Source organism: Paenibacillus liaoningensis (assembly GCF_059609455.1).
In genome coordinates this window covers 113,457-130,157 of record NZ_JCAALU010000008.1, presented here as the reverse complement: position 1 = coordinate 130,157, position 16,701 = coordinate 113,457, and the positions used below count along the sequence as shown (strand labels likewise).

At 50.1% G+C, this 16,701-nt stretch carries 14 protein-coding genes; 1 reads left to right on the top strand and 13 read right to left on the bottom strand.

What is annotated here, in order from left to right; genetic code table 11:
* Positions 1–182: 182 nt before the first annotated feature.
* The 8 genes from codY to sucC form a co-directional block, all read right to left on the bottom strand.
* Complete coding sequence (codY, locus tag AC6B99_RS13505; protein WP_056038264.1) at positions 183–953, bottom strand: GTP-sensing pleiotropic transcriptional regulator CodY; 771 nt, start codon at positions 951–953, stop codon at positions 183–185.
* A 27-nt stretch (positions 954–980) separates the two neighbouring features.
* On the bottom strand, positions 981–2,384 hold the full coding sequence (gene hslU, locus AC6B99_RS13500) for an ATP-dependent protease ATPase subunit HslU (RefSeq protein WP_494863959.1): 1,404 nt from the start codon (positions 2,382–2,384) through the stop codon (positions 981–983).
* A 15-nt stretch (positions 2,385–2,399) separates the two neighbouring features.
* Entirely contained in the window at positions 2,400–2,948 is a 549-nt protein-coding gene (hslV, locus tag AC6B99_RS13495) for an ATP-dependent protease subunit HslV (protein WP_056038270.1), read from the bottom strand.
* 69 nt (positions 2,949–3,017) lie between these two features.
* Positions 3,018–4,358 carry an FADH(2)-oxidizing methylenetetrahydrofolate--tRNA-(uracil(54)-C(5))-methyltransferase TrmFO gene (gene trmFO, locus AC6B99_RS13490; RefSeq protein WP_056038273.1) on the bottom strand — a complete coding sequence of 447 codons (1,341 nt, stop codon included), beginning with the start codon at positions 4,356–4,358 and terminating at the stop codon, positions 3,018–3,020.
* A gap of 168 nt (positions 4,359–4,526) precedes the next feature.
* Positions 4,527–6,626, bottom strand: a complete 2,100-nt coding sequence (topA, locus tag AC6B99_RS13485; protein ID WP_056038277.1) for a type I DNA topoisomerase — start codon at positions 6,624–6,626, stop codon at positions 4,527–4,529.
* Positions 6,627–6,653: 27 nt separating this feature from the next.
* On the bottom strand, positions 6,654–7,775 hold the full coding sequence (gene dprA, locus AC6B99_RS13480) for a DNA-processing protein DprA (RefSeq protein WP_494863960.1): 1,122 nt from the start codon (positions 7,773–7,775) through the stop codon (positions 6,654–6,656).
* A gap of 163 nt (positions 7,776–7,938) precedes the next feature.
* Positions 7,939–8,874 (bottom strand): succinate--CoA ligase subunit alpha, encoded by a 936-nt coding sequence (gene sucD, locus AC6B99_RS13475; protein WP_056038283.1) that lies wholly within the window; start codon positions 8,872–8,874, stop codon positions 7,939–7,941.
* Positions 8,875–8,912: 38 nt separating this feature from the next.
* On the bottom strand, positions 8,913–10,073 hold the full coding sequence (gene sucC / locus AC6B99_RS13470) for an ADP-forming succinate--CoA ligase subunit beta (protein ID WP_430162054.1): 1,161 nt from the start codon (positions 10,071–10,073) through the stop codon (positions 8,913–8,915).
* 368 nt (positions 10,074–10,441) lie between these two features.
* Here sucC and AC6B99_RS13465 point away from each other — a divergent pair, with 368 nt between their 5' ends.
* Complete coding sequence (locus AC6B99_RS13465; protein WP_056038289.1) at positions 10,442–12,013, top strand: YifB family Mg chelatase-like AAA ATPase; 1,572 nt, start codon at positions 10,442–10,444, stop codon at positions 12,011–12,013.
* A gap of 199 nt (positions 12,014–12,212) precedes the next feature.
* Here AC6B99_RS13465 and AC6B99_RS13460 read toward each other — a convergent pair whose 3' ends face one another.
* The 5 genes from AC6B99_RS13460 to ylqF all read right to left on the bottom strand — a co-directional run bounded on the left by AC6B99_RS13460 (position 12,213) and on the right by ylqF (position 16,684).
* Positions 12,213–12,623, bottom strand: coding sequence for a YraN family protein (locus AC6B99_RS13460; protein ID WP_494863962.1), 411 nt, complete (start codon positions 12,621–12,623; stop codon positions 12,213–12,215).
* Positions 12,616–12,921 (bottom strand): EscU/YscU/HrcU family type III secretion system export apparatus switch protein, encoded by a 306-nt coding sequence (locus tag AC6B99_RS13455; protein WP_496663538.1) that lies wholly within the window; start codon positions 12,919–12,921, stop codon positions 12,616–12,618. Before AC6B99_RS13455 ends, AC6B99_RS13460 begins: the two co-directional genes overlap by 8 nt.
* Complete coding sequence (locus tag AC6B99_RS13450) at positions 12,918–14,843, bottom strand: TP0910 N-terminal domain-containing protein (RefSeq protein WP_496663537.1); 1,926 nt, start codon at positions 14,841–14,843, stop codon at positions 12,918–12,920. The genes AC6B99_RS13455 and AC6B99_RS13450 overlap by 4 nt, the downstream gene beginning before the upstream one ends.
* A gap of 293 nt (positions 14,844–15,136) precedes the next feature.
* A complete protein-coding gene (gene rnhB / locus AC6B99_RS13445; protein WP_496663536.1) occupies positions 15,137–15,748 on the bottom strand; it encodes a ribonuclease HII in 612 nt (203 codons plus the stop codon).
* Between the two features lie 60 nt (positions 15,749–15,808).
* Positions 15,809–16,684: a ribosome biogenesis GTPase YlqF gene (gene ylqF, locus AC6B99_RS13440; RefSeq protein ID WP_056038305.1), complete on the bottom strand. Its 876-nt coding sequence runs from the start codon at positions 16,682–16,684 to the stop codon at positions 15,809–15,811.
* Positions 16,685–16,701: the final 17 nt, after the last annotated feature.

The window sequence follows — 16,701 nt, the reverse complement described above, 5'->3', positions numbered from 1 at the left end:
GGTATTCAACACACTTCGTAGCATTCCTGCTTTGTTCGACATTAAATTATTAAAAAAATGAGATCATGCTGTCGATATTTGCCGACATGTTTATATTCAACAATTCTCCAAATTATTACAATAAGAAAAAAGCCCTATCTTTAAAATAAGATAGGACTTTTTTAGTCGTTTAGACTCATATTTTATGATTTAATTTTTTCCAGCTCTTGAAGTAGCTGGTGATTTAATATCTTAATGTAAGTTCCCTTCATTCCGAGTGATCTAGTCTCAATGACCCCCGCACTTTCTAATTTTCTTAGGGCATTTACGATTACAGACCTAGTAATACCGACCCTGTCAGCAATTTTTGAGGCTACAAGCAGCCCCTCTTTTCCTTCCAATTGCTCAAAAATATGCTCGACTGCCTCAAGCTCGCTGAACGATAACGAACCAATAGCAACCGACACGACAGCGCGACTGCGTGCCTCATGCTCAATTTCTACCGAACGCTCGCGTAAAATTTCCATGCCGACAATCGTAGACCCATATTCTGCAAGCACTAAATCATCGTCGTCAAAAGCGCCTTGGTGCCGTGTCAAAATTAGCGTGCCTAAGCGATCTCCGCCACCTGTTATCGGGACAACCGTCATAATTTCCTGCTGCCCTAGCGACGGGAAAGTCTCATAAACACCAGCATACGGCGCCACATTCGTGACCGATTCCGTCATTTCAAGAAATTGCTCGTTGCTTTCCTGCGGGAAACGCAGCTCTTCTGCCGACATGGAACGCAGCGAGTCATGATCATGCGGATTCACAGCTGCACAACCGAGCACCTTTCCCCTGCGGCTTACGACAAATACACTCGTTTGAATGGTGCTGGTCAGCACCTCCGCCATTTCTCTGAAAATAAGCGGTTTGCCAGCCGCCCGCTGCAGCAGGCGGTTTAGCGTCCTTGTTTTTGTTAATAACGTCATGCCATTGCCTCCTAAAACTCATACCAACTACAATATATATTGACTCAAATCTTTATTTTGCGCAATGCTTCCCAGCTTTTCACGAACATATTCCGGCGTGATCAGCATATGGTCCAATGTAATATCAGGCGCTTCAAAGGAAAGATCCTCAAGCAGCTTTTCCAAAATCGTATGCAGCCTTCTCGCTCCGATATTTTCAGTATTCCGATTCACTTCTGCGGCAATGGATGCCAGCTCATGAATGGCCTCATCTGAAAATTCGATTTCAATGCCTTCGGTTTGCAGCAGTGCTGTGTATTGCTTAGTCAGCGCGTTTTTCGGTTCCTTCAAAATGCTCACAAAATCATCAAGCGTAAGCGAAGTAAGCTCCACCCGAATCGGAAAACGGCCTTGCAGCTCGGGAATCAAATCGGATGGCTTCGCAATATGGAATGCACCTGCGGCAATAAAGAGCACATAATCCGTTTTTACCGGACCATATTTGGTCATAACCGTCGAGCCTTCAACGATTGGCAAAATATCACGCTGCACGCCTTCACGCGAAACATCTGGGCCATTTCCACGCGAGGAGCTCGCAATTTTGTCAATTTCATCGATAAAAATAATGCCTGACTGTTCCGCACGTGTAACCGATTCCGAAATGACATCATCCATATTGATCAGCTTGTTTGCTTCTTCCTGAATTAGCACTTTACGCGCTTCCTTAACCGGCAGCTTGCGGCGCTTCGTTTTTTTCGGCATCAGCTGTCCGAACAGCTCCTGCATATTCATGCCCATGCCTTCGGGACCTTGGCCGCCTGCGAGCATGTCCAGCATATTCGGAGCAGCATCTTCAACTTCTACCTCAACCATTTCATTTTCCAGCTTGCCAGCAGCAAGATCTGCCTGCACCTGAGCCCGTTTTTGCACAATCGTCTGATCCTGCTCCGGTTCTTCTGCTTGCAGATTGTCATTTTGCTGGTTGCCAAAAAGCATCTCGAACGGATTTTTTTGCGTCTTTTCCTTTATTTTCGAAGGGACAAGCAGCGTCACCAGCAATTCGTTTGCCAGCTTCTCCGCTTTATCTTTAACCTGCTCGGTTTTTTCCGTTTTCACCATGCGGATCGCTGTTTCAACCAAATCGCGAACCATGGATTCAACGTCGCGGCCTACGTAACCTACCTCGGTGAATTTAGTTGCCTCAAGCTTTACGAAAGGCGCTTTTACAAGCTTCGCCAATCTGCGGGCAATTTCTGTTTTACCAACGCCTGTAGGACCGATCATTAAAATATTTTTCGGCACGACCTCATCACGCAACGATTCATCAAGCTGACTTCTGCGATAACGATTGCGCAAGGCAATTGCGACCGAACGTTTCGCAGGCTTTTGACCGACAATATACTTATCCAGCTCCGCTACGATCTCTCTTGGTGTTAACGCTGCATTTGCCATATTAATCTCCTCCGTTTAAGAGCCGATTTCTTCGACAATAATATTGTGATTCGTGTAGACGCAAATATCTGCTGCAATTTCTAGCGCCGAACGGGCCATTTCCTTCGCATCCAGATGAGTGGCATGGCGCTTGAGTGCTCTAGCTGCGGACAAAGCAAAGCTGCCGCCCGAGCCAATGGCCAAAAGACCATCATCCGGCTCAATAATTTCGCCATTTCCTGAAATCAATAAAAGTCCCGTCTGATCCATGACCAGCATCATCGCTTCCAATTTGCGCAGCACACGATCCGAGCGCCATTCCTTCGCCAGCTCTACAGCCGAGCGCTGCAAATTGCCATGATGCTCCTCAAGCTTTGCCTCGAACTTCTCAAAAAGCGTAATCGCATCAGCAACCGAGCCAGCAAAACCAGCAACGACTTGCCCGCGATACAAGCGGCGTACCTTTTTCGCTTTATTTTTCATCACCATGCTGTTGCCGAACGTTACTTGACCATCCCCTGCAATCGCGCCTTTTCCCTCGTGACGGACTGCACAAATCGTCGTTGCATGAAATTCCATTTCCATCTCTTCGCCTCCTCTATGCAAATGCGCCTGTACTGATCCAAACCTTCAAAAATAGCTGCATGACCGTAATTAGTTGTTTACCAAATGCGTGAAATGCTCCTGCTTAAATTGCTCAATGCCGGCAAGCGCACGGCTCGCAATCGCTTCATTCTTTTCCTTCTTGCTCTTCAATCGTTTCTCAAGCGGCGGGAACAACCCGAAATTCGCATTCATAGGCTGAAAATGCTTGAAATCCGCCGTCGTAATATACTGTGCCATACTGCCCAGCGTCGTGTCTCCAGGAAGCACAAGCGGCTCAAGATTGCGTGCGAGACGAGCGGCGTTGAAACCGGCAATTAACCCGGAAGCCGCTGATTCTACATAACCTTCAACACCCGTCATCTGGCCAGCAAAAAATAAGGTAGGGCGATTTTTAAGCTGATAGGTCGGCTCAAGCAAACGTGGCGAATTGATGAACGTATTGCGGTGCATAACACCAAAACGCACAAACTCGGCATTTTCTAGTCCTGGAATAAGCGAGAATACCCGCTTCTGCTCGCCCCATTTCAAATGCGTTTGAAACCCAACCAAGTTATACAGCGTACCAGCCGCATTGTCCTGACGCAATTGAATAACAGCATGAGGCAGCTTGCCTGTATGCGGGTTCACAAGACCAACTGGCTTCATTGGTCCAAAAAGCACCGTTTGCTTGCCGCGGCTTGCAATAACTTCAATTGGCATACAGCCCTCAAAATATACTTCCTTTTCAAAATCTTTTATTTCCGCTTTCTCGGCATTAACGAGCGCGTCATGAAAAATTTCGAATTCCTCTTCCGTCATCGGGCAGTTCAAATAAGCGGCTTCGCCTTTATCATAGCGGGAAGCGAGATAAACTTTGCTCATATCGATAGAATCTTTCTCCACAATCGGTGCAGCAGCATCGTAAAAGTAGAAATATTCCTCGCCCAGCAGCTCGCGTACTTGCGCGGACAACGCAGGAGCTGTAAGTGGACCTGTCGCAATAATGACGATTCCGTCCGTTGGAATTTCCGTTACTTCCTCGTTGCGGACTTCAACGAGCGGATGCTCGTGCAGAAGGCGCGTTACTTCGCCGGAAAACCCATCCCGGTCAACAGCAAGCGCACCGCCCGCTGGAACTGCATGACGATCCGCGCAGCCAAGAATGAGTGAATCCAGCTGACGCATTTCCTCTTTAAGCACGCCTACGGCATTTGCCAGTCCATTTGCACGCAAGCTGTTGCTGCATACGAGCTCGGCAAACTGGTTCGTGTGGTGGGCTGGCGTTTTCGTCTCGGGCCGCATTTCATAGAGTACGACGGGTACGCCTTGGGATGCGATTTGCCAAGCGGCTTCGCTGCCGGCCAGGCCAGCTCCGATAACGGTTACTTTTGGATAGGATGATGATGACAATGAACTTACCTCCAAATCATAATACGCGCTTCGCGCAAATAAATATCATTTTTTTGCTGGGATTGCGGGGTAAACCAACAGAACGGATAAAACACAGCTGTCCTCCCTATTCAGGGAGGACCGGGTCCACTCACATGTGGAGCTGTGCACAGCATCGTAGATGCCGCTTTATGCTTCTTCTTGTTCTTCATCCTGCAGCTCTTCGGAATAATCACATGTAGGACATTGCAGCTTTGCTCCGCTGCGATTGCGTTTTTCTACGAGCATGCTTTCGCATTTCGGACATGGCTTGCCTGAAGGCTTATCCCATGAAACATAATCGCAAGCTGGATACGTATCACAGCCGTAGAAAATCCGGCCTTTTTTACTTCTCCGTTCAATAATTTTGCCTTCCTCACATTTCGGACAAGGCACGCCGATATCCTTAACGATCGGCTTCGTATTGCGGCAATCCGGAAAGCCGGAGCAAGCGAGGAATTTGCCGAAGCGCCCCATTTTATAAACCAAATGACGGCCGCATTTTTCGCAAATTTCATCGGAAACCTCATCTTGAATTTCGATTTCCTTCATTTCCTCTTCCGCTACTTCCAGACGCTTCTCGAACGAGTCGTAGAAGGTCGCAAGTACTTTGACCCAGTCCTGCGAGCCTTCCTCCACATGGTCGAGATCCCCTTCCATGTTGGCTGTAAATTCAGCATTCAGAATTTCCGGAAAAAACTCTTCCATTAGCTGGATAACAAGGTCGCCAAGCTCAGTCGGCATAAATTTCTTCTCTTCTATCGCTACGTATCCGCGCTTCTGAATCGTTTCCAGCGTAGGCGCATACGTACTTGGCCGTCCTATGCCGAGCTCCTCAAGCGTTTTCACGAGTCTGGCCTCCGTAAAACGCGGCGGCGGCTGTGTGAAATGCTGTTTAGGCTCAATGGCTTCCGCAGGAATCATATCCCCTACTTCAATTGGCGGTAGGAATTTATGCTCCTCTTCTGCCCCATCATCATTGCCTTCCACATATACTTTCATAAATCCGGCAAACTTGACCTTGGATCCATTCGCACGGAACTTGACATCGCCAGATATCATATCGACGGTCATCGTATCGAGAACGGCTGAAGACATTTGGCTGGATACGAAACGTTCCCATACCAGTTTGTACAACCGGAATTGATCGCGGCTGAGGAACGGCTTCATCGTATCCGGATCACGCATAATAGCTGTCGGCCTGATCGCCTCATGCGCATCTTGGGCATTGCTGTTCTTTTTCGCATAAATGCGAAGCTGCTCTGGCATATAAGGAGCGCCATAGCGTTCAGTAATGTATTCCTTTGCTTCTTCCTGCGCAATCGGGGATATACGAGTGGAGTCCGTTCTCATATATGTAATTAGACCGACCGTGCCTTCCTTGCCTAGCTCTACACCTTCATAAAGCTGCTGGGCAACGGACATCGTCTTAGACGCCCTGAAACCAAGCTTACGGGCGGCTTCCTGCTGCAGGGAGCTCGTAATGAATGGAGGTGCAGGATTGCGCAAACGCTCCTTCTCCTTCACTTCCGCCACTTTAAAATCAGAGCCGCTTTCCATCGCATCCAGCACGGCTTGCATTTCCTGCTCGTTGCCGAGCTCGCGCTTCTCGCCGCCAATGGAATGGTATTTGGCCTCAAATGGAACGCCGTTTTGCGATACCTTTGCAGTAATCGACCAATATTCTTCCGGCACAAATTCATCGATCTCATTTTCGCGGTCAATAATCAGCTTGACGCATACCGATTGAACGCGGCCAGCAGAAAGGCCCTTCTTGACCTTTTTCCACAGAAGCGGACTGATCTTGTAGCCGACAAGACGATCTAGAATACGTCTCGCCTGCTGCGCATTAACCAAATCCATATTGATTTTGCGCGGCGTCTTAAAAGCATCCTTAACCGCTTGCTTCGTTATTTCATTAAATACAACGCGGCAAGTATCCGAGGCATCCAGCTCCAAATAATGAGCCAAATGCCATGCAATAGCTTCCCCTTCGCGATCCGGGTCAGCCGCCAGATAAACATGCTTCACTTTTTTGCTGGCGCTTTTGAGTTCTTTCAGTACGCTGCCTTTGCCGCGAATCGTAATATATTTTGGATTGAAATCATTTTCAACTTCGACGCCAATCTGACTTTTCGGCAAATCGCGAATATGGCCCATGGAAGCCTTAACAATATATTTGCTGCCTAAATACTTCCCTATTGTTTTCGCTTTGGCTGGTGATTCGACGATAACTAATGAGTCTGCCACGTTAGGCGCCCCCCTCTCTACTGCTTACTACAATGCTATATATAGCGATCCAGACTGCTGCTCGATCCTACGTTTTATACATAAATTTATCAGAAGAGCGCTTAAATGTCCAAAAGGAACAGCTATCAGCTGGTGTAATTCATTAATGGATAATGGACGCTCTCGCAGCAGTGCGATAATTTTTCGTTCATCAGCGGACAATTCCTTGTCCGATTGGCGCTGTGAAAAGGCAGAAGAATTCGACTGTTTCAGCCATTCATCGCCAAGCCATGTGTATTCTTCAAAAATATGCTCGGCCGCGCTAACCAGCTTTGCTCCTTGGCGTATAAGCGAATTAGGCCCTTCACTTTTAGGAGAAGAAATCGGACCCGGCACAGCGAATAAATCACGGTTCATATCCAGCGCTTGCGCTGCTGTAATCAAAGAACCGCTGCCAATTGCCCCCTCTATGACGAGTGTGCCAAGGGAAAGCCCTGCAATAATTCGGTTGCGCAGCGGAAACATGCCGGGATGCAGCGGCGTACCGATTGGCGTTTCCGAGAGCAATAGCCCCTCTTCCGCTATATGGCGATACAAAGTTCTATTCTCTGAAGGATAACAACAATCTACGGCGCATGCAAGCACGGCTATCGTGCTACCAACTCCTCGCAGAGCGGCCTCATGCGCCTTGCTATCGATTCCACGGGCTAAACCGCTCGCAATAGTCATCCCGCCTGCCGAAAGCTGCTCAGAGAGCATAGAAGCAGTATGACGGCCATATGCGGTAGGATTGCGCGTTCCGACGATTGCTATGATTGGGCGCTTCAACAGCTCCAGACGGCCAATCGCATACAACACCCATGGCGGCTGCGGAATTTGCAGCAAATAGTTTGGATAGGCTTCATCAAACGGTGTAATGACACTAGCTCCAAGCTGAACGGCCTTTTCATAGGAAGAGCCTGAAGCAACGAGTCCTTGCCCTATTCGCTTAACAGCCGACCGTGCCTGCTGGGTGCTAAAACCGGCCTTAACATAGGCTGCTTCATCCTGACCGCTGCCCTCTCGCCACGCGCCGCTCGCTACTGCCTTCTGAATCGTGCGCCAGCCAATGCCTGGCACTTCGCTAAGCATCATTACGATTTGCCTGCATTCATCATGATCACGTTCCATATCGTTCGGCCTCCATTATAATGAGGCACGCCCTTACATTCTTTCCTATTGTGCGTTACATGGCTGAAGAATGCAAGTCGCCCTCTCATCTTCATAAAAAAAAGCAACCTTTCAGCTCCCGCTAACGGGAATCGAAAGGTTGCTTACCTTTTTCAAAGCTTTATTATTTTGCAACAGTTGTGCATTTTTCCAACAGGCCTTGCTCTTCAAGCACCGATACGAGCGTGGAGCCCATATCCGATGGAGTAGGCGCTACTTTAATTCCGCATGCTTCAAGCGTAGCGATTTTTTCAGCAGCTGTTCCTTTGCCTCCGGAAATGATCGCGCCAGCATGGCCCATACGTTTGCCTGGAGGCGCTGTTGCGCCGCCGATAAAGCCTACAACCGGCTTTTTCATATTGGCTTTAACCCATTCTGCCGCTTCTTCTTCTGCTGTACCGCCAATTTCACCGATCATAATAACCGCGTAAGTATCAGGGTCATCATTGAAACGGCTCAAAATGTCGATAAACTCGGAGCCTTTCACTGGGTCGCCGCCAATACCGACTGCAGAGGATTGTCCAATGCCGCGAGTCGTCAGCTGGTGAACCGCCTCGTAAGTCAATGTTCCCGAGCGGGAAACAACGCCTACATGGCCTTTCGTGTGAATGTAGCCTGGCATAATGCCGATTTTACATTCGTCTGGTGTAATAACACCCGGACAGTTAGGTCCGATCAAAATCGATTTGCTGCCTTCCATATAACGCTTAACTTTGACCATGTCTAGTACCGGAATGCCTTCCGTAATACAGATAACAAGTTCAAGTCCAGCGTCAACGGCTTCTAGAATAGAATCAGCTGCAAATGCTGGCGGCACATAAATAACCGAAGCTGTAGCGCCAGTCGCTTTTACCGCCTGCTCAACAGTGTTAAACACTGGAAGCGATACCGTTGAACCGTTTTCAAGAGTGATATCGACGTTAGTTCCGCCTTTACCCGGCGTTACTCCGCCTACCATTTGCGTACCGTAATCGAGTGCGCCTTTCGCGTGAAACAAGCCAGTTGCGCCCGTAATCCCTTGCGTAATCACTTTTGTATCTTTGTTTACCAAAATGCTCATCGAATCTCACATCCCCGTCCATGAATTCATACGCGTATTTATTTCACGAGAGCGACAATTTTTTGTGCGCCGTCTGACATAGAGTCCGCTGCTACGATGTTCAGTCCCGACTCGTTCAGCATTTTTTTACCCAATTCAACGTTTGTGCCTTCCAGTCTTACGACAAGCGGACGATCGAGGCCAATTTCCTTCGCGGCCGCAATAACGCCATCCGCAATAACGTCACAACGCATAATGCCGCCAAAAATATTAACGAAAATCCCTTTAACATTTTCATCGGACAAAATGATTTTGAACGCTTCTGTTACTTTCTCTTTCGTTGCACCGCCGCCTACGTCCAGGAAGTTCGCAGGGTCGCCGCCATAATATTTGATAATGTCCATTGTCGCCATAGCAAGGCCTGCGCCATTAACCATGCAGCCAATGTTGCCATCAAGGGCAATGTAGCTGAGATCGTATTTGGAAGCTTCGATTTCTTTCGCATCTTCCTCTTCCAGATCGCGCAATGCGACAATATCCTTATGACGGTATAGTGCATTGGAGTCAAAATTCAGCTTCGCATCCAATGCCATCACTTCACCATCGCCAGTTACGACAAGTGGATTGATCTCGGCAATAGAACAATCTTTCTCAACGAAAGCGTTGTACAACGAAATCATGAATTTAACAGCTTTGTTAACGAGTGCAGTTGGAATGTTGATTGCATAAGCGAGCTTACGCGCTTGGAACACTTGCAGTCCCACAGCTGGATCAACGATTTCCTTAAAAATTTTCTCAGGGGAATGCTCGGCAACTTCTTCAATTTCCGTGCCGCCTTCCTCTGAAGCCATAATGACGACGCGGCCTGTGCCACGGTCAAGAACAGCACCGATATAATATTCTTTCTTGATGTCACAGCCCTGCTCAATAAGAAGGCGCTTAACTTCTTTACCTTCTGGGCCAGTTTGATGCGTAACGAGCACTTTTCCAAGGATTTCTCCTGCATATGCGCGAACTTCATCCAAGCTTTTTGCGACTTTAACACCGCCAGCTTTACCACGGCCGCCCGCATGGATTTGTGCTTTTACAACAACAACTTTCGTACCAAGCTCTTCTGCTGCTGCAACCGCTTCATCAACGGTGAACGCAACTTTGCCCTCAGGCACAACTACACCATACTGTTTCAATAACGCTTTGCCTTGATACTCATGGATATTCATTGTTGAAATCCTCCATTTCATAGACCGAAATCAGTCGTATGTACACAAACATCTATTATCATAGCATCTTTCCTCTGGTGTTACCTTATATTCGTGCAAGAAGACTTCGGCTTTTTTGATATGGATTCAATCTCAATTTGAGATTAAACGCCACAATCCGCTAATTTACTGCCTTTTACTCGCATCCACCACCCTTTCGTTCAATATTTGACAAAAATGGACAGCGCCCATTATGATTAGTTTGTACCAAACATTCGTTTGCTACTCCATAAGAGCAATCCATTATGGCATTTCACTTAAAATCATAACCGCGATATACAGGACGTAAGGAAGCACCTTCATCCCACTAATTGGAGGTGCTTTTTGTTATGTTCAGCTTAATGCAGAGCGCGACCGTTTATGGCGTCGAAGGCAAAGAAATTGCAGTGGAGGTCGATATTGCAAGCGGCCTGCCGCAAATTGCGGTGGTCGGGCTGCCAGACCCCGCTGTACGGGAATCCGTCGAGCGAGTACGGGCTGCTATTAAAAATAGCGGCTTCACCTTCCCGATGGAGCGTATTACCGTCAACCTTGCCCCTGCCGATTTGCGCAAGGAAGGCACGGCGTTTGACCTTGCCATAGCTGCTGGCATTTTGGCGGCTAGCGGACAATTAAATGCGGCACTCTTTCATAACACGATGATGCTGGGCGAGCTTTCACTTAACGGATCTATTAGGCCGGTAACCGGCGTGCTTGCGATGATCGAACAGGCCAAAAAATCAGGCATCCGCCGCGTGCTGCTGCCGCTCGCCAATGCTCCGGAGGCTGCCTGGATAGCCGGTATGGAGCTTTTTGCTATCAAGCATTTAATGGATTTGCGTCCACAGGATAGCGAGGGGTTGGAGGCGATTCGCTATCCTCCGTCCCAACAAAATGGCGACAAGAGCTATTCTGGGATGTTGGCTGAAAATAAACCTAAGCTTGCGCCTCACTGCGGCGACTACAGCGATGTTATCGGTCAGCAGCTGGCCAAGCGTGCGCTCGTTATTGCTGCGGCAGGTCGGCATAATGTGCTGTTTTCAGGCCCGCCGGGCACAGGAAAAACGATGATGATTCGCAGGCTGCCAACCATTCTCCCGCCTTTGACCGAGCAGGAAGCGATTGAAGTGACCAAAATATACAGCGCTGCCGGAAAGCTGTCTACTGACAATCAAGGACTGATTGCTGCTGCCCCTTTCCGCGCCCCGCATCATACGATTTCTGCAGGCGGACTCGTAGGTGGCGGATCTGTGCCAAAACCTGGCGAAGTGACACTCGCCCACCATGGCGTGCTGTATTTAGACGAACTGCCTGAGTTTTCGCGGCAAACACTTGAGGTACTGAGGCAGCCATTGGAAGATGGAATTGTGACGATTGCGCGCACTAGCGCCGTCTTTCATTTCCCCGCCCGTTTTATTTTAGCTATGTCATTTAATCCTTGTCCTTGCGGATTTTCAGGGCATGAGACATTAGATAAACGGTGTACCTGCACGGATGCCATCATTACCCGGTATAAATCCAAGCTGTCCGGTCCGCTTCTCGATCGGATCGACATCCAGCTTGAGGTTCCGCAGCCCATTGACCTCGGCAGCTCAATAACGGATATTAGCCGCAACAATCTGTCCTCTGAAGCGATGCGTCGCCTGGTCGAAGCAGCTCGGGAACGGCAGAAAGCACGTTTTGCAAAGCTGAAAATCGAGGGCGATGCAAGCTTATCTGGCTCATCCCTGCACCGGGTGATGCTGATTCGCCAGGATGCTGCGGAGCTGCTTGGGCAAGCGCTCCAAACGCTCCCTATCAGCATGCGTGCCCATGACCGCATTATGCGCCTTTCGCGAACGGTAGCTGATGTTGAAGGCAGCCACTATATCGAGGCCGAGCATGTAGCAGAAGCTATCCAATATCGAAAGCTACACTTATAAGCTGTTCAAAATAGGGTTAGGCATATAAGAGCAGAGCCGATTTAAACAAGTAATTTTAAACAAGTAATCCATCAAACAACAAAAGGAGCATCACCGCCTATTGCGCAGTGATGCTCCTTTCATTTTTAGCAGGACGGCTTTCATATTCCAATATCTGGGACTCACACGCTTTAAATGTTCGCAATTCAACCATGCACCGCTAAAATGCCGCTATTATATGCTTCAGCTCACTTATTGCATCATCGTGCTCCAGCGTAATAGCAACGACATCAAAGCGTATGCTCCGTTCCAGCTGCCGAGTCAGCTTCAAGTAAACTTGCGCTGTTTCCGCCACTTGTTTTTGCTTGCGCCAGTCAACCGACTCCGCGGCTGTGCCGAAACGCCCGCCTGACCGGCGTGTGCGCACCTCGACAAATACCAGCTTGTCTTCCCCGCACACAATGAGATCCAGCTCGCCCGATCGGCAGCGCCAGTTGCGCTCCTCAATCGTATAGCCGGCTTCCAGCAAGTAGGCTTCTGCAGCAGCTTCCCCAAGCTTTCCGGTCCATTTACGCTTGTCCGCCCGCTTGCTGCTTGTCAGTTCAGGCTGGTCTGGCTTTCTATTAGTCATTCAAATCCCTCACCTTACGATCCGAGCGATAAACAAAGCTGAGTATTTCCGCTACCAGCGTATAAAGCTCAGGTGGAATCGTCTGATCGATATCAAGCTTGGACAGCACTTCTACAAGCGAAGCATCCTCCTGCATCGGAATGCCGTTTTCCTTCGCCTTTTCTATTAGCTGCTCTGCTAAATAGCCTTTGCCTTTCGCAACGACGACAGGCGCTGTTCCGACGCCCGGCTCGTATTTGAGCGCAACTGCCCGCCGTATCGGTTCAGGTTTGTTGTTCTTGTTTTCTTCTGCGCTCATACCTTCAGGTCCACCCCTTTATAACGGCCGGAAAGAAACGTCCTTGGGGCAGTAATATGTCCTTCTGCAGCTCCATCAGCAGCGTGCTCCTCATTTTCTGCAATCGGAGAGGTTCGCAGCGACAGCAGCTGGTAGCCCGCCTGATTCAAGCTGTCTGCAACTTCCGCTCGGGAAGATTTCGCAAGACCATCCATTGCCGGATGATTATTCCACAGTGTCAAGCTTACAATTTTGTCCACGACATGGACGTCTACTACCGTATCTCCTAGCGTTTTCATCGATAAATCAAATAGCAGCCGGCAATTATCCGCATCCAGCTCGCCCTTTCGGCCTCGCCGCGTTTGAATATGGACCGATGCCGTCTGATTGCCGTCATCTCCCTTAAAAGGAACGAAAACGGTGAGATGGCTGAAAAGGGCGCCATTGCGCTCAGGAGACATTAGCAGCTGCTGGCCTGTAATATGCTGCACTAGCTGATGCGCCGCCTCTTTAAGTGCGGCGGGCGCGTCATCGGAGGTTGAAAGCGCGAGAAGTACGCTTTTCAGCGATTCCTGCACATTCTGCTTATTATCTTGAGCAAGAGCAGGCAATGGCTCCCCTTTGTACCCTTGCAGCGTATTCGCCCCAGAATCGGCTTTCAGCAAGTCAGCGCCAAGTTTACTGCCTTCAGGCAGCTTGTCGCTTGCCGCTGCTGCCTGCTGGTGTGCTTGGGCAGCTGCTAGAGGCCGCTCAGCTGCTCCAGAACGCTCTTGCAGCTGTCCGGAGCTTGCATTGCGCCCAGACGCGTTTTCACCGCGCAGCGCCTGTTCTGCGCCGTTACGGGACTGATTGGCGGCACCCTGCTCTGCTTCTGCAGCGGCAGGCTCCGTCGAGCCTGCCGCTGGCTGTATCTGAATGCCAAGCAGTTGCTTTCCGAGCTGCTGCTCGTGATCGACACCGAGCCACTTCATCATCTGGCCGAGCCAGTTGGCCGGACTGGCTTCCGCTTTGCCAGCCGCTCCTGCTGCCGCAGCGGCGGCCCCCGTTCCCGCAGCAGCATCGCCTTTGCTCGCTGCCACAGCCGCTTCAGCCCCGCTCGCCTTCGCGGGTTGTCCACTGCTTGCCGTCTCCGCCGCTCTCGCCGCGGCGGCTCCCGCTTCTGCTCCGCGCGGCTGCAGCGCATTCGCGCGCCCGGCTTCGCCAGCGGCGGCTTCCGGCTTCTCGCCGCCGCCAAGCCCCCGCAGCAGCTCTGCGCCTTCGCCGAGCAGCGCTTGCAGCTTGCCCAGCTGCTGCGCAAGCTGGGCCTCCTTCCCGCCCGCCTGCGCCTGCCCGCTGGCGGCTTCCTTGCCGCCGGCTGCTGCCGATGACGACGCCAGCTGGCTCAGCTGGTCCAGCAGCTCATGCGCCGCTGGGCCAAACATCACCTGCTGCAGCGCACTAATCGTCGCTGCCGTCACAGGCAAACCGCGCTTGAATGCCGAGGCTGCCGCCTGCATCCATTGCTCTGTATCCGCACCAGACGGCATAGCTGCCGCCGCTTGCTGAAACACCTGCGCGGCATCCTTGTTCAGCGGGATGCCTTCTTGATTTAAGTTCTTTATGATTTGCGCCGCCCATTTCTGGTCGGGCAAAGCGAACTGCTTAAGCAGATCCTTAATTGACTGTTCCGGCAGCTCGGCGAGCGAAGCGTCTATTTGCTTCAGCATAATAAGGCCGCCTTCCGCCTGCGCCCCAACCTGAAGCATCGCTGCTTGGCCTGCGGCCAACGGCACCTCAAGCGTCGCCCTTACCTGCACGCCGTTGATTTGCACAATGGCCTCATTGTTGTCCGATACCTGCAGCACCAGGGCGCGTACCGTCTGTCCCGGCTTCAGCTCAGCTGAACGTATATCCGTTCCCGACGCTTCGCCCAGCATGCTTCTCATCATTTGTCCAATATTCATTGCCATCGCTCCCGTTTTACGATGAAATTCAGCTTACGCCCGTCAGGCTTCATCCTGCTTCGCTATCAAAACATGCTTTATTACCTTTATCGGCTAGTCGCCTGCGTATGATGAATCAGCTTTTTCGCCGCTGGCTCAATCTACTCGATTTAACCCTCATTATACAAAAAAAGACGGCGCATGCGCTGCACCAACAGCACGCCGTCTTTCTTAATTTTAGCAAGTCTAGCAATCACCAGAGCAGCCGATTCTATTATCAAAATAAGCATATAAACTTATAATCTGCTGCTCAGTTAAAATAATTGCTGCTGCTCCGCAAATATTTTCCCAAGAAAGGTTTTGCGATGCAGCGGGCTCGCCCCATACTCTAGCAGCCGCTCGCGATGCAGCTTCGTCGGGTAGCCCTTATGTACAGCTATTCCATATTCTGGGTACAGCTGCTCCCATTCATCCGCACATAAACGATCGCGCGTTACTTTGGCCAAAATCGATGCAGCAGCAATCGTCTGGCTGTTGGCATCCCCTTTGATGATCGCAAGCTGCGGCTTTGGCACATCCACTTTCTCTGCATCAATGAGCAAATAATCAGGCTCTATCGCCAATGATTCGATTGAAAGCTTCATTGCAAGCCTAGCAGCCTGCTTAATATTAATGCGGTCAATTTCAGCAGCTTCTACACGGGTAACCGACCACGCGATACACTTTTCGATAATGATATCATAAAGCTGATCCCGCTTTTTCTCCGAGAGCTTCTTGGAATCATTTACCCCTTCAATGACCAGATCAGGCGGCAAAATGACAGCAGCAGCGACGACATCGCCGAACAGGCAGCCCCGGCCAACCTCATCCACACCAGCAATGGCCTGGCAGCCTTCACTCCACAGCTTACGTTCATACTCCAGCATATCCGCCTATCCCCCGCTTCAAATCCTCAGGACTACAAGGACACTCATTGCATCAAAAATCTAGCTATTTTGCTTCCACGGTGCTTCAAGCGAAATATGGCCGAACTTGCCCGCACGCAGCTCCCGCAAAATAATGCCCGAAACCTTCTCCAGGTCAACTCGCGCTCCGCTCTGCAAACAACCACGCTTGCGTCCGATTTCCTCCATCACCTTGACGATTTCATCAGACTCATTCGTATCCGGCTGTTCCATCGTCAACTCGAAGCGCTCTTTCACACTGTTCCAGTAACGGTCAACCAATTCCTTCAAAGCAAAAAACGCAATATCTTCAATATTCAAAACCTGCTCGCGAATCGCACCTGTCATCGCAAGGCGATAGCCGACAAGCTCATCCTCGAACTTTGGCCACAAAATGCCCGGCGTGTCTAGCAGTTCCATATCCTTGCCTGCTTTTATCCACTGCTGGCCTTTTGTTACTCCAGGGCGATCACCAGTAAGCGCAATATTGCGACCCGCCAGACGGTTAATCAGCGTCGATTTCCCTACATTCGGAATGCCGACGATGAGACCGCGCACCGCTCTTGGATTAATGCCTTTTGCGATCTGACGGTCAATTTTTTCCTGCAGCAGTTCTTTTGCTTTAACCGGAACCTCGTTTACCCGCGTTCCTGTTGAAGAATCGACCGCAATACATTCATGGCCTTCTCCCTTAAAATACGTAATCCATTGCTCTGTCACCTTAGCATCTGCTAGGTCAGACTTGTTGAGCACGATCAGCCGCGGCTTGCCGCCCAAAATTTCATCGACAATCGGGTTGCGGCTGGACATTGGAATACGTGCATCAAGCAGCTCGATCGTTACATCAATCAGCTTGAGCTTGTCCTGTATTTGTCGTTTCGCCCGCGTCATATGACCGGGGAACCATTGAATCGTCAATTTCTCACCTCATTCAA

Excerpts from the sequence above, each read along its gene's own strand:
- codY (WP_056038264.1), bottom strand. The coding sequence starts at position 953 with ATGACGTTATTAACAAAAACAAGGACGCTAAACCGCCTGCTGCAGCGG.
- hslU (WP_494863959.1), bottom strand. The coding sequence starts at position 2,384 with ATGGCAAATGCAGCGTTAACACCAAGAGAGATCGTAGCGGAGCTGGAT.
- hslV (WP_056038270.1), bottom strand. The coding sequence starts at position 2,948 with ATGGAAATGGAATTTCATGCAACGACGATTTGTGCAGTCCGTCACGAG.
- dprA (WP_494863960.1), bottom strand. The coding sequence starts at position 7,775 with ATGGAACGTGATCATGATGAATGCAGGCAAATCGTAATGATGCTTAGC.
- sucD (WP_056038283.1), bottom strand. The coding sequence starts at position 8,874 with ATGAGCATTTTGGTAAACAAAGATACAAAAGTGATTACGCAAGGGATT.
- sucC (WP_430162054.1), bottom strand. The coding sequence starts at position 10,073 with ATGAATATCCATGAGTATCAAGGCAAAGCGTTATTGAAACAGTATGGT.
- AC6B99_RS13465 (WP_056038289.1), top strand. The coding sequence starts at position 10,442 with ATGTTCAGCTTAATGCAGAGCGCGACCGTTTATGGCGTCGAAGGCAAA.
- AC6B99_RS13460 (WP_494863962.1), bottom strand. The coding sequence starts at position 12,623 with ATGACTAATAGAAAGCCAGACCAGCCTGAACTGACAAGCAGCAAGCGG.
- AC6B99_RS13455 (WP_496663538.1), bottom strand. The coding sequence starts at position 12,921 with ATGAGCGCAGAAGAAAACAAGAACAACAAACCTGAACCGATACGGCGG.
- AC6B99_RS13450 (WP_496663537.1), bottom strand. The coding sequence starts at position 14,843 with ATGAATATTGGACAAATGATGAGAAGCATGCTGGGCGAAGCGTCGGGA.
- rnhB (WP_496663536.1), bottom strand. The coding sequence starts at position 15,748 with ATGCTGGAGTATGAACGTAAGCTGTGGAGTGAAGGCTGCCAGGCCATT.